The organism is Krasilnikovia sp. M28-CT-15, from assembly GCF_047159595.1.
GTDB lineage: Bacteria > Actinomycetota > Actinomycetes > Mycobacteriales > Micromonosporaceae > Actinoplanes.
Genome location: NZ_BAAGAK010000001.1, coordinates 4,468,009 through 4,480,430 on the forward strand (window position 1 = coordinate 4,468,009; position 12,422 = coordinate 4,480,430).

At 73.2% G+C, this 12,422-nt stretch carries 12 protein-coding genes; 6 read left to right on the forward strand and 6 right to left on the reverse strand.

Annotated features, from left to right (window positions below; translation table 11 throughout):
• Positions 1 to 58: 58 nt before the first annotated feature.
• A complete protein-coding gene (locus ACMCNO_RS20380; protein WP_412751046.1) occupies positions 59 to 1,060 on the reverse strand; it encodes an iron-siderophore ABC transporter substrate-binding protein in 1,002 nt (333 codons plus the stop codon).
• A 68-nt stretch (positions 1,061 to 1,128) separates the two neighbouring features.
• A complete protein-coding gene (locus tag ACMCNO_RS20385; protein WP_412751047.1) occupies positions 1,129 to 2,445 on the reverse strand; it encodes a lysine N(6)-hydroxylase/L-ornithine N(5)-oxygenase family protein in 1,317 nt (438 codons plus the stop codon).
• Positions 2,446 to 2,610: 165 nt separating this feature from the next.
• Between ACMCNO_RS20385 and ACMCNO_RS20390 the strand changes: the two genes are divergently transcribed.
• On the forward strand, positions 2,611 to 3,558 hold the full coding sequence (locus ACMCNO_RS20390) for a methionyl-tRNA formyltransferase (protein WP_412751048.1): 948 nt from the start codon (positions 2,611 to 2,613) through the stop codon (positions 3,556 to 3,558).
• A gap of 41 nt (positions 3,559 to 3,599) precedes the next feature.
• On the opposite strand, the gene ACMCNO_RS20395 is transcribed toward ACMCNO_RS20390, so the two are convergent.
• Together ACMCNO_RS20395 and ACMCNO_RS20400 are read right to left on the reverse strand one after the other, a co-directional pair.
• Positions 3,600 to 5,366, reverse strand: a complete 1,767-nt coding sequence (locus tag ACMCNO_RS20395; RefSeq protein WP_412751049.1) for an ABC transporter ATP-binding protein — start codon at positions 5,364 to 5,366, stop codon at positions 3,600 to 3,602.
• 19 nt (positions 5,367 to 5,385) lie between these two features.
• Positions 5,386 to 7,098, reverse strand: coding sequence for an ABC transporter transmembrane domain-containing protein (locus ACMCNO_RS20400; RefSeq protein ID WP_412751050.1), 1,713 nt, complete (start codon positions 7,096 to 7,098; stop codon positions 5,386 to 5,388).
• A 150-nt stretch (positions 7,099 to 7,248) separates the two neighbouring features.
• On the opposite strand from ACMCNO_RS20400, the gene ACMCNO_RS20405 reads away from it, so the two are divergent.
• Genes ACMCNO_RS20405 through ACMCNO_RS20415 form a run of 3 tightly spaced genes read left to right on the forward strand, consistent with a single transcriptional unit; the run spans position 7,249 to position 10,066 of the window.
• Complete coding sequence (locus ACMCNO_RS20405; protein WP_412753760.1) at positions 7,249 to 8,190, forward strand: FecCD family ABC transporter permease; 942 nt, start codon at positions 7,249 to 7,251, stop codon at positions 8,188 to 8,190.
• Positions 8,187 to 9,224 carry a FecCD family ABC transporter permease gene (locus tag ACMCNO_RS20410; protein ID WP_412751051.1) on the forward strand — a complete coding sequence of 346 codons (1,038 nt, stop codon included), beginning with the start codon at positions 8,187 to 8,189 and terminating at the stop codon, positions 9,222 to 9,224. The genes ACMCNO_RS20405 and ACMCNO_RS20410 overlap by 4 nt, the downstream gene beginning before the upstream one ends.
• 17 nt (positions 9,225 to 9,241) lie before the next feature.
• The gene (locus ACMCNO_RS20415) at positions 9,242 to 10,066 is read left to right on the forward strand and encodes an ABC transporter ATP-binding protein (RefSeq protein ID WP_412751052.1); all 825 of its coding nucleotides are present in this window, start codon (positions 9,242 to 9,244) and stop codon (positions 10,064 to 10,066) included.
• Between the two features lie 21 nt (positions 10,067 to 10,087).
• Here ACMCNO_RS20415 and bfr read toward each other — a convergent pair whose 3' ends face one another.
• Positions 10,088 to 10,570 (reverse strand): bacterioferritin, encoded by a 483-nt coding sequence (gene bfr / locus ACMCNO_RS20420; protein ID WP_412751053.1) that lies wholly within the window; start codon positions 10,568 to 10,570, stop codon positions 10,088 to 10,090.
• Between the two features lie 37 nt (positions 10,571 to 10,607).
• Positions 10,608 to 10,790, reverse strand: coding sequence for a bacterioferritin-associated ferredoxin (locus tag ACMCNO_RS20425; RefSeq protein ID WP_412751054.1), 183 nt, complete (start codon positions 10,788 to 10,790; stop codon positions 10,608 to 10,610).
• Between the two features lie 315 nt (positions 10,791 to 11,105).
• On the opposite strand from ACMCNO_RS20425, the gene ACMCNO_RS20430 reads away from it, so the two are divergent.
• Entirely contained in the window at positions 11,106 to 11,516 is a 411-nt protein-coding gene (locus ACMCNO_RS20430) for a helix-turn-helix domain-containing protein (protein ID WP_412751055.1), read from the forward strand.
• Entirely contained in the window at positions 11,513 to 12,382 is an 870-nt protein-coding gene (locus ACMCNO_RS20435; RefSeq protein WP_412751056.1) for an alpha/beta fold hydrolase, read from the forward strand. The genes ACMCNO_RS20430 and ACMCNO_RS20435 overlap by 4 nt, the downstream gene beginning before the upstream one ends.
• Positions 12,383 to 12,422: the final 40 nt, after the last annotated feature.

Genomic DNA, 12,422 nt, shown 5'->3' on the forward strand with positions numbered 1-12,422 from the left:
TGCGGGTGGGTGTGCGCGTACGGCATGTCGGTATCTCCCGAGGAGTGCTGCGGTGGTTCTACTGGCCGAGCTGCGGCTGGATCTGGTCCAGCGCGTACGGGATGCTCAGCACGGTGTTGAAGGACATCGCGGCGGCGACCGGCGGGTTCTCGTAGTCGAGGTACCGGTCCCGGTGCTCCTTGGCGACGTTGAGCTGCTGGTACGGCCTGTTCGCCGCGAGCTGCCGCTTCGTGTCGTCGCCGGTGACGAGCCAGATGAGCCGGTCGCTCTCCAGCACGTCGAAGCGCTCGTAGCCGATGTCGGCGACGTTCTGGCTGCCGACGGCCTGGGTGTAGGCGGGCGAGGCGGTGAAGCCCAGCTCCCTCATGAAGATCATCTTCGGGTCGTTCGGGTTGAACGCCGAGAACTTTCCGGCCTCGTAGATCTCCGCGATCGCCACGGTCTTGCCGGACCAGGCGGGGTGCGCGGTGCGGGCCGCGGCGAACTTCGCGTCGACGTCCGCGATGAGCCGGTCCATCGTGGCCGACCGGCCGAGCGCCCTGCCGATGACCCGGCTCATGTCGCGCCAGGGTGCCTGGTAGTCCGCGAAGCCGACCGGCTGGGCGACCACCGGAGCGATCTTGCTGAGCGTGTCGTACTGCTCCTTCTTCATGCCCGAGTACTGGGCGATGATCACGTCCGGCCTGGCGGCGGCGACCTTCTCCAGGTTGTACTCGTCGCGCAGCCCGACGATCGCCGGGACGGTGCCGCCCCACGCGGGCTGCGCCCACGGCCACTTGCCGTACGGCTTCTCCTCGAACCAGTCCACGACCCCGACCGGCTTGACGCCCAGCGCGAGGACCGCGTCGGCGTCGCTGAGCCCGAGGGTGACCACGCGTTGCGGCGCCGCCTTGATCTCGGTGGTGCCGTACTTGTGGGTGAGTTGCACCGGGAACGCCGCCCCGGCCGGGGCGCTGGCGCCGGTGGCGGGCTTGGCGTCCGTGCCGCAGGCGGCCGGCGCGAGGCTCGCCGCCAGCGCGGTCACGACCGCCGCGACACGCGTGCGGAGGCTATGGGACATCGGTTTCCTTCCAGGGGGAAGCCCGGGCGCGGCGGCCCGGGCGGGCGGGGAGGGCACGGAGGTGGGCGTCAGGCGACGGCGAACGCCGGGGCGGCGCGATGCGCCACGATGGAGCCGAGCATCTCGCCGACGCGCACCGCGGTGTTGGACAGCAGCGGCGAGGTGATCCCGTGCGTGTGTTCGGTGCCGCCCTGGAGATAGATGCCGCAGCGCAGCCCGGGTACGGTCTCGGCCCGGTAGTCGCGGGTGACGCTGGGGCGGCCGAGCTCGTCGCGCAGACACAGGTCGGCGACCGGCCCGAGCAGGGCGTACGGATCGGCGTTGTCGTATCCGGTCGCGCAGATGAGCGCATCGGCGGTCAACGTGCTCCGCTTGCCGGTGACCAGGGACTCGATGGTCACGTCGACGCCGGTGGCGGTCTCGGCGACGCCGCGCAGCCGGGTGACGTTGAGCAGCCGGAGCCGCCGCTGCCCGAGCACCTTCTCCTGGTACTCGCGCCGGTACAGCTCGTCGATGAGGTCGATGTCCACGACGGAGTAGTTGGTGTTGCCGTGCACGTCCATGAGCCGCTGCTTGGTGTGCTCCGGAGCGGTGTAGTAGTCGTCCACGGCGGCCGGGTCGAAGATCCGGTTGGCGAACGCACTGTCGTCGGCCGGCGAGTATCCGTACCGGGAGAAGACCGCGCAGACCTCGGCGGCGGGGAACTCACGGTGCAGGTACGCGGCGGCCTCGGCGGCGGACTGCCCGGCACCGACGACGACGAGCCGCCGGGGCGCGCCGTCGCGCAGCCCGTCCACCTTGTGCAGCAGGTCGCTGCTGTGCCAGATCCGGTCGGTACGCTCGACGCCCTCGGGCATGCGGGGCCGCAACCCGGTGCCGACGACGAGGTTGCGGGCGCGGTGGGTGACCAGGTCGCCGCCGCTGCGGGAGACCACCTCGAGCGTGTCCACCTCACCGTCGACGCGGATGGGCTGCACGGAGACGACCTCGGTGTCGTAGCTGACCTGGTCGGCGACGCGGGCCGCGGCCCACGCGAAGTAGTCGTGGAATTCGACCCGCAGCGGGAACAGGGTCTTGTGGTTGATGAAGTCGATCAGACGCCCCTGCTCGTGCAGGTAGCGCACGAAGGTGAAGTCGCTGCCCGGGTTGCGCAACGTCACCAGATCCTTGAGGAAGGACACCTGCATGGTGGCGTCGTCGATCAGCATGCCGCGGTGCCAGCCGAATGCGGCCTGCCGTTCCAGGAACCGGGCGTGGACCGGCGCCTCCTCCGTAGTACCGCCGTTGTGTTCGGCCACGGCGATCGCCAGGGCCAGATTGGACGGGCCGAAGCCCACGCCCAGAAGGTCGAACACGGGACTTCCGCTGGGAAGAGGCTGAGACATGTCCGTCCCCTCGCACGGCTCGCGGCTTCACCGCCTGACGAAGGGTAGCCTAACCTAACTTGAAATCACCCGCTGGAGGAGGGTGGCCTCGGACTTAGGGTGACCTTCATTAAGCTGAGGCTAACCTTATTACCGCCCGGTCGGGCACCACCCTGGAGGTTGACATTGCGCGTCGTCATGTTCGGCTATCAGACGTGGGGGCACCGCACGCTCCAGGCCCTGCTCGACTCCGAGCACGAGGTCGTCGGCGTCGTGACCCACCCCGCCGGCGACGGCGCGTACGAGCGGATCTGGTCCGACTCGGTGGCGGAGCTCGCGCAGGCCCACGGCGTGCCGGTGACCGTGCGGGAACGCCCCGATGACGACGAGCTGTACGAGCACCTCACGTCGCTGGCGCCGGACGTCATCGTGGCCACCAACTGGCGCACGTGGATTCCCCCGCGCATCTTCACCCTGCCCCGGCTGGGCACGCTCAACGTGCACGACTCGCTGCTGCCCGCGTACGCGGGGTTCGCCCCGCTGATCTGGGCGCTGATCAACAACGAGCCCGAGGTCGGCGTGACGGCGCACATGATGGACGCCACCCTCGACGCCGGTCCGATCGTGCTGCAGCGCAGCGTCCCCGTCGAAGCCCGGGACACCACCGCGGATCTGTTCCAGAAGACCCTGGCACTGTTCGGTCCGATCACGGTCGAGGGGCTCGCCGAGATCGCCAGCGGCCGGACCGACTTCACCCCCCAGGACCGCAGCAAGGCCAGCTTCTTCCACAAGCGGTCCGAAGAGGACATCCGCATCGACTGGAACTGGTCGGCCGAGGAGCTCGACCGGCTCGTGCGGGCCCAGTGCGCCCCCTACCCGCAGGCGTTCTGCTATCACCGGGGCCGTCGCCTCGAGATCGTCTCCGCGGAGGTGTCCGCCAACGTCTACGGCGGCACCCCCGGCCGGATCTTCTACCGCGAGGGCGACGGCGTCGCGATCGTCGCGGGCGCCGACGCCCGCCGGGGCCGCAACAAGGGCCTGCTGCTCACCCGCGTCCGGCCCGAGGACGGCGAGGAAATGTCGGCGGGCGCGTACTTCACCGCCATGGGCGGCTACCTGACCAGCCGGCCCTGACGTGCGCACCCGGGCCCGGGCCGGCACGACCCGGGCCCGGGTCAGCGGTGGGCCGACCAGGCGCTCCACAGTGCCGCGTACGGGCCCCCGGCGGCGACCAGCGCGTCATGGGTACCGGACTCGACGATCCGGCCGTCCGCCATGACCACCACCCGGTCCGCCTCGGCGGCCTGGGTGAGCCGGTGCGCCACCACGATGGCGGTCCGCCCCGACAGTGCCCGGTTCGCCGCCGCCTCCAGCGCACGCGCCCCGGCGCTGCCCGCGTCGGCGGTCGCCTCGTCCAGGATCACCACGGGCGGGTCGGCCAGCACCACGCGGGCGAGCGCGAGGTGCTGCGCCTGGTCCTCGGTGAGCCGGTGCCCGCCCTCACCGACCACCGTCGCCAGCCCGTCGGGTAACGCCCGTACCCAGGCCAGCGCCCCGACCCGGTCCAGCGCCGCCCACAGCTCGGATTCCGTGGCGCCGGGCCGCGCCAGGCGCAGGTCGTCGGCCAGGGCACCGGCGAAGACATGCACGTCCTGGGTGACGAGGACCACCCGGCGCCGCAGCTCCGCCGGGGCCAGCTCGGCGACATCGTTCCCGTCCAGGGCGATCCGTCCCCCCTGTGGACGGTGGGTGCCGGCCACCAGCGACGCCAGCGTGGTCTTGCCCGCCCCGCTGGCGCCCACCAGCGCCAGCCGCTCCCCCGCCCGGACGTCGAGGTCGACGCCGTGCAGCACGTCCTCGCCCGGCCGGTAGGAGTGCCGGACCCCGGAGACCGCGATCGCGGGCGGCACCGGATCCGGCGTCGAAGCGGGGGCCACCGCGGCCGCGGGGCCGCCCACCGCGGGTGCCGGCAGGTCGGCGATCCCCACCAGGCGGGCCAGACCGGCCCGGGCGACCTGCACCTCGTCCGCGAGCCCCAGTGCCGCGTTGATCGGGTTGAACAGGTTGTGCAGGTACAGCGCGGCGGCGGTCGCCGTGCCGATGGTGACGGTCCCGGCGCCCACCAGCAGGTAGCCCACGGTGAGCACGCCGCCCAGCGCGATGAACTCGGCCAGGTTGAGCCGGCTGAAGAAGCGGCTGAGCAGCCCGACGCCGCGCAACGACAGGTCCACTGCGGCCACCGAACGGGTGGCGATCAGGTCGGTGTGCCGCCGGGCCAGCCCGAAGGCGAGCAGGGTGTCGGCGCCGGCGTACGAGTCCAGAAGCTGCTGCTGCTGCGCGGCGACCGCCACACGGCTGTCGGCGTAGACCGGCCCTGCGGTCCGCGTGTACCAGCGGACCGTGCTCACCTGTAGCGGCACCGCCAGCACCGCGGCGAGCAGGAAACGCCAGTCCAGCAGCGCGAGCGCGACCAGGGTCAGCCCGATGCCGAGGGCGGAACGGACGAGGGTGGGCAGCGCGTACCGGACGGCCTCCGCGACCGCGGTGACGTCCCGGGTGACCCGGGCGGTGAGGTCACCGGCGCCCGCCGCCTCGATCCGGTCCAGGGGCAGGTGCAGCGCCCGTTCCACGAACCGCTCCCGCAGGTCGGCGAGCATGCGTTCGCCCACCTCCGCGATGCGGGCGGCGCCGATCGCCGTACCGATGCCGTGCACCGCGGCCGCGAGGGCGAGCAGTACCGCCGGGCGGGTCAGGTCCGTGCCGCCGGCGTGCACGTCGTCCACGATCCGCCCGAGCAGGTCGACTCCCACCAGCCCGACGACGGTGGCGCCGGCCAGGGCCAGGCCCGCGACGGCGGCCAGCCGGCGGTGCGGGCGCAGCAGCGCCCAGGCGGCCCCCCGGGTGTGTGCGGAGTCGGCGATCGGCAGCAGCAGGGGGGTCACGATTGTCCTCGGCAGACGGTCAACGGGTGGCGGTGCGGTAACCGTGGTCGGCGGCGGCCAGGTCGCGGTGCGCTCCGCTGCCCGCGACGGCGCCGCCGCGAAGGTGGATCACCCGGTCGGCGGTGTCGAGCAACACGGGGCTGGTGGTGATCAGCAGCGTGGTGCGGCCCCGGCGGGCGGCGCGCAGCCCGGCCGCGACGGCGGCCTCGGTGACCGCGTCGATGGCGGTGGTCGGGTCGTGCAGCACGAGCACGGGCGGGTCGGCCGCGATCGCCCGAGCCAGGGCCACCCGCTGCCGCTGCCCGCCGGACAGGCTGCCCCCGTGCGGGCTGATGACCGTGTCCGCACCGTCGGCGAGGCCGTTGATCTGCGCCGCGGCGAGCGCGACGGCCACGGGGTCCCGGCCCGCCGGGTGGTCGGTGGCCATGCCGATCCCGGCCGGGGCGACGGTCCGGGCGATCGTCGCGGTCCGGCCCGCGGCGACGTTGTCGGCGACGGTCCCCGCGAACAGGTCGGCGTGGTGGTCCGCGACGAGCAGGGCCTCGCGGGCGGCCGGTGCGTCGAGTTCGGTGAGCGGCACGCCGTCGATCGTGATGGCGCCGCGGTCGGGGATCGCCCGCCGGCGCAGGCAGTCGAGCAGATCGGCTGCCTCGGCCGGGGACGTGACGACCCCGACGAACTCGCCGGCGGCCACGGTGAAGTCCAGGTCCGACAGGCTCCGGTAGGTCACCGCGTGCACCCGCAGCGCCCCGTGCCCCGCCACGGATCGAGTTCCGCTGTGGATCGCGGGCGGGCAGGCGAGCAGGTCGGCGATCCGGCGGGCGCCCGCCCGGCCGGTGGCGAGTTGCCCGTTCACCCAGGAGAACTGCGACAGCGGCCAGACGAGGAACTGGGCGAGGCCCACCGCGGCGACGAGGTCGCCGATGCTGATCCGGCCGGTGGCCGCCAGGTGCCCGCCGAGCGCCGCGACCACCGCCAGCAGCACCCCGGTCATCACGATCATGCTGCCGTCCAGGGCGGACTGTGCCGCCGCGACCCGGATCGCCGCGTCGCGCGACCGTACGCTGGTCGCCCGGTACCGATGTGCTGCGGCCCGCTCGGCCCCGATGCCCTTGAGCGTCCGGATGCCGGCCACCAGGTCCGTGGCGAGCCCCGACGCGGCGGCGGCCTGCCCCTGCCCCCGTTCGGCGCGCCGGGCGAGCGGCTTGCCGCTCACGTGCGACACCCACAGCAGCACCGGCACCGCGACCAGGACTACCGCCCCGAGCACCGCCGAGTACGACAGCAGGGCGGCGCCGCCGGCCAGCAGCCCGACCACGGCGGCCACGGCCCGCGGCCACGCGAGGTTGATGTCGCCGACGAGTTGAGCGTCGTCGGTGGAGATGTTGACCAGTTCGCCGGTGAGTCGTCCGGTCCGCGCGCCACGGTCGTCGAGCAGCCGCCCGGCGATGCGCATCCGCAGCAGGTGGGCGCTGCGGAACGCGGCCCGCTCGCCGAGCCGCAGGCCGTATTTGAAGCTCAGCGACAGGGCGGCGAAGGCCGCGGCGAGCAGGCCCAGGCCGCCGAGGAGCGTGGCCGGGCCGCCGCCGCGGGCCATGGCCCGATCGATGATCCCACCGATGAGGACCGGCACCGCCGCCTCGCCGATCTGGTGTCCGGCGGCCAGGACCGCGGCGGCGGCGACCAGTCGTCGCTGTCCGCCGAGGGCGTCGCGGGCCGTGGGCGCTCGCACGTGAGGGTTCACCGCCTCGAGTAATAGGTAAGGCTAGCCTAACGGTACGATCGTGAAGGTGTGGCCACCGGTCCGGTCACCGTCGAAGGAGTGCGCGTGTCCCCACCCCCGCACCGCCACCCCGGCCGGTGGCTCCTGCTCGCCGCGTTCGTGCTGCTCCTGTGCGTCGGCCTGAGCCTCGCCCTGGGGGCCCGCCCGCTACCACCGCGCGACATCTGGGCGGCACTGACCGGTGCGGACACCCCGGCCGCGTCGATCATCACCGGGCTGCGGCTGCCCCGTACCGTGCTGGGTCTGGTCGTCGGGGTCGCGCTCGGCCTCTCCGGGACGGTCATGCAGGCCCTGACCCGCAACCCGCTCGCCGACCCCGGGCTGCTCGGCGTGACGATGGGCGCGTCGACCGCGGTCGTCGTCGCGATCGCCTTCGGCGGTGTCAGCGCCCTGAGCGGCTACGTCTGGTTCGCGCTCGCCGGGGCCGGGGCCGCCGCCGTCCTCGTGTACCTCGTCGCCGGGCGCAGCGGCGCGGGCGACCGGATGGTGCTGGCCGGGGCCGCGGTCAGTGCGGTGCTGCTCGCGGTCACCTCCGCGATCCTGCTGCAACGGCCGGACGCCTTCCGCGACTTCCGGTTCTGGGACGTCGGCTCGCTGGCCGGGCGGCCGCTGACGGTCGCCGCCCAGATCGGCGGCCTGGTGGCGGTGGGCACGATCGTCGCCCTGCTGCTCGCCCGCCCGCTCAACGCGCTCGCGCTCGGTGAGGACTCCGCCCGGGCGCTCGGCGTCAACCTCACCACCACCCGGGCGCTCGGCGCTGTGGCCGTCACCGCGCTGTGCGGCGCGGCGACCGCGGCCGCCGGGCCGATCGGTTTCCTCGGCCTGGTCACCGCGCACAGCGCCCGCCTGCTGGTCGGCCCCGACCTGCGCTGGGCGCTGCCGCTGGCCGCCCTGACGACGCCGGCCCTGCTGCTGGTGGCCGACATCGTCGGGCGCCTGGTGATCGCGCCGCAGGAGCTGTCCGTCGGGGTGGTCACCGCGGTCATCGGGGCGCCGGTGTTCGTGGTGCTGTGCCGGCGGCGCCGCCTGGTCGCGCTGTGACCACGACGGGCACGGGTCGCCCGTGGACGGTCGGGCCGCTGTCGGTACGCCTGCACCTGCGCCCCGCGCTGGTCGCGGCCGCCCTGGTCGGCGTCCTCGCCGCGGTCGGCACCGTCACGCTGATGACCGGCGACTTCCCGCTCACCGGCCGCGAGGTCTGGGCGACGCTGCTCGGCGCCGGAGACGGCGGGAGCGAATTCGTCGTGCTGACGCTGCGGCTGCCGCGGCTGCTGACCGGCGTGCTGGTCGGCGCCGCCCTCGGGGTCAGCGGCGCCCTGCTGCAGGGCATGGCGCGCAATCCGCTGGCCAGCCCCGACATCATCGGCTTCACCAGTGGTGCGGCGAGTGGCGCCATCGTCGGGTTCGTCCTCGGCGCCTGCAGCATCGTCATGGTCGGCGTCGGTGCCCTCGCCGGCGGCTGCGTCACCGCCCTCGCCGTGTACGCGATGGCCTACCGGCACGGCCACACCGGCGCCCGGCTCATCCTGGTGGGCATCGGCGTCACCGCCGCCCTGACCTCGCTCAACACGTTCCTGATCAGCCAGGCGCCGCTGCACGACGCGATCGCCGTCCAGTCCTGGCTGGTCGGCGGCCTGAACAACCGCGGCTGGGAGCACGTACGCCCGGTCGGCCTGGCCCTGGCCGTGCTCGTCCCGATCGGCCTCGCGGTCGGACGGCGCCTCACCGTGCTGGAGTTCGGGGACGCCGCCGCGGGCGCGCTCGGGGTGCCCGCCGAACGCAGCCGGCGGATCCTGCTGGCGATCGCGGTCGCCCTGGCGGCCGTGGCCACCGCGTCCGCCGGACCCGTGGCGTTCGTGGCGCTCGCCGCCCCGCAGGTCGCCCGCAGACTGGCCGGGCAGTCCCGGCCGGCGCTGGTCACGGCCGGGCTGACCGGCGCGTTGCTGCTGGCGACCAGCGATCTGCTGACTCAGCGGCTGTTCGCGCCGACCCCGCTGCCGGTCGGCATCGTCACCGCCGGGCTCGGCGGCGGGTACCTGATCTGGTTGCTCGCCGCCAGCTGGCGCCGGGCCTGACGAGCATCGGAGCGCAGATGACCGCCACCAGCGACACCCGCCCCGCGGTCGCGACGTCGCGGCTGTCCGCCCACGGCCTCACGCTCGGGTATCCGGGACAGCCGGTGGCGACGGACCTGTCCCTCGACATTCCCGACGACGGCTTCACCGTGATCGTCGGCCCGAACGCCTGCGGCAAGTCCACACTGCTCAAGGCGCTCGCCCGGATCCTGTCACCGGGCGCCGGGCAGATCGTGCTGGACGGCCGGACGATCGCCGGGTACCGGTCCAAGGAGATCGCGCGGAAGCTCGGGCTGCTGGCCCAGTCCGCGACCGCACCGGCGGGCATCACCGTGGCCGACCTGGTCGCCCGCGGCCGGTATCCGCACCAGTCGCTGCTGCGGCAGTGGAGCAGCGACGACGCGGCCGCGGTGCGCGACGCGATGGAACGGACCGGCGTCACCGCGCTCGCGGACCGCTACGTCGACGAGCTGTCCGGCGGGCAGCGCCAGCGGGTCTGGCTGGCGATGGTGCTGGCGCAGCAGACGACCATCCTGCTGCTCGACGAGCCGACGACGTTCCTGGACATCGGCCACCAGTTCGATCTGCTCGACCTGTGCGCGGACCTGCACCGCCAGGGCTGCACCCTGGTGGCCGTGCTGCACGACCTCAACCAGGCCTGCCGGTACGCGACCCACCTCGTCGCGCTGGCGCCCGGGGGCACGCTGGCGGCGAGCGGGCCGCCGCAGGAGATCGTCACCGCCGAACTGGTCGAGGAGCTGTTCGGCCTGCCGTGCCGGGTCATCCCCGACCCCGAGACCGGCACCCCCATGGTCGTCCCGCGGCGCCGCCCCGCGCGGTGAGGTGCGTCCGGGTGGCGGCGGCTACTCGGCGCTCGGGTGCTCGACGACGTTCTGCAGGTACAGCGCCTCGCCCAGGGTTTCGAGCAGTTGCAGCTGCGTCTCCAGGTAGTCGACGTGGTGTTCCTCGTCCGCGAGGATGTCCTCGAACAGCTTGGCCGAGGTGACGTCACCGACTCCGCGCATGTACTCGATGCCGCGGCGCAGCCGGTCCACGGCCTCCACCTCGATCGCCATGTCCGACTGGAACATCTCGCGGACGTTCTCGCCGATGCGCAGCGGGAACAGGCGCTGATAGTTCGGCAGCCCGTCGAGGAACAGGATGCGGTCGGTCAACACCTCCGCGTGGCGCATCTCGTCGATCGACTCGGCGCGGGTGTGCGCGGCCAGCTTGGTGTATCCCCAGTTGTCCTGCATCTTGCCGTGCAGGAAGTACTGGTTGATCGCGGTCAGTTCCGCCGTGAGCTGCTCGTTCAAGAACTCGATGACGCGCTCGTCGCCCTGCATGATCGCGACTGTACCCACAATCACCCAATTCAGGGCGTCACGCCGCCAGCGTGTCCGTGCGGGTCTCCTCGGCGATGAGGTCACCAATGCGGTCGAGGCAGCTGCCGCACCCGGTGCCGGCCCCACAGGCGTCGCCGACCGCTTCCTCGTCGCGCGCGCCATCCCGGATCACGGCACGCAACTCGCACTCGCGCACCCGAGCGCAGATACACACGTACATGTCGTGGCAGGCCCGTCTTCTCCAGGATCTTGTAAGGCGAGCCTTACCTTACGGTATGTGAGGGCATCTCGGTACCCGACGAACGGGTCGGGGCCCGTTACCTTCCGGGTCAAACCCGCAGGTCAACCGGTCGCAGGCCGCGGACACTGCTCAACTTCAGCGCGGACGCGCCGGGCCTCCCGGTAGCTGCCGGTCCGCTTTAGCACCGGGCCTGTTCCGTTCGATCAGCGACAAGCGGCGACCGGATGGACCTGCGCGCGACCTTCCCTAACACTCCCTGTTTCGAACCTGATAGGGAAGGTTAGAGTATCTTGCATGACGCAAGAGTTGTTCTCGGTGGACGAGGTCGCCGAGCGCCTCGGCCTGCACGTACGCACCGTCCGCGGATACGTCCGCGACGGCCGCCTGAAGGCGGTGCGCATCGGCCGGCAGTACCGGATCACCCGCGCCGACCTGGCCGCGCTCACCGGCGGCACGGTCCCTGACTCCCGGCGCTCCGCTCCCCGCCATCGGCACGCGGACGTGTCCGCCACCGTGCAGATCGACGCGGTCGACCCCGAGCTGGCCTACCGGATCAGCACGTTGATCGGGGCGGCGCCGGTCCGGTCGCAGACGGTCCACGACACCGAACGCGCCAGCCTGAAGGGCATCCTGCTGGGCGACCTCGCCGACACGGCCGCGCTGCTGCGCCTCATCGACGCGCTGGTGACCGAGGCCGGATCATGAGCCCGCACACCACCCCCGGCACGCCCATCTACCGCTCCGCGGCCGGAGCCGCCGCGGTCCGGCGGCGGTACCGGGCGGCGCTCGCGAACTGGCCCGTGCCGGCGCAGCAGCTCATCGTGCCCACCGCGCAGGGCGACACGTTCGTCCTCGCCTGCGGCCCGGCGGACGCGCCGCCGGTGCTGGCCCTGCAGGGCTCCGGGGCGAACACCGCCATGTGGCGCCACCAGATCGCCACCTGGGCCCGGGACCTGCGGGTGTACGCGGTCGACGTGATCGGCGAGCCCGGCCTGAGCGCCCCGTCGCGTCCCCCGCTGGACTCCGACGCGTACGCCCGGTGGCTCGACGAGGTGATCCGGCGCCTCGGCTTGACCTCGGTGGCGATGGTCGGCGTCTCGCTGGGCGGGCTACTCGCGATCGACTTCGCGGTGCGCCGGCCCGGACGGGTGTCCCGGCTGGCGTTGCTGTCTCCCAGTGGGGTCGGCCGGCGACGGTCCCGGGTGGTGGTGGCCGCACTGGCGTTGCGGCCGTTCGGCGAGCCGGGACGGCGACGCCTGCTGCGCTACTTCGTCGGCCCCGTCGCCGCGCACCGGTCCGCCGACAGCGAACTGCCGCTGCTGATCTTCCGGCACTTCCGGCCGCGGACGACCGGCATCCCCACGTTCAGCGACGCGCAACTCGGCGGCCTCACCATGCCCGTCATGGTGATGGTGGGCGGCCGGGATCGGATGCTCGACTCCCGCGACACCGCCCGGCGGCTGGCGGCCGCGGCACCCCACGCCGTCGTGCGGCTGCTCCCCGACGCCGGTCACCTGCTGCCCGATCCCGCGGTACCGGTGCGGGACTTCCTCCTCGAGGGCGACAGGTGACCGGCCACTCCCAGCCGATGTCCAGCCCGGCTTGCTCCGT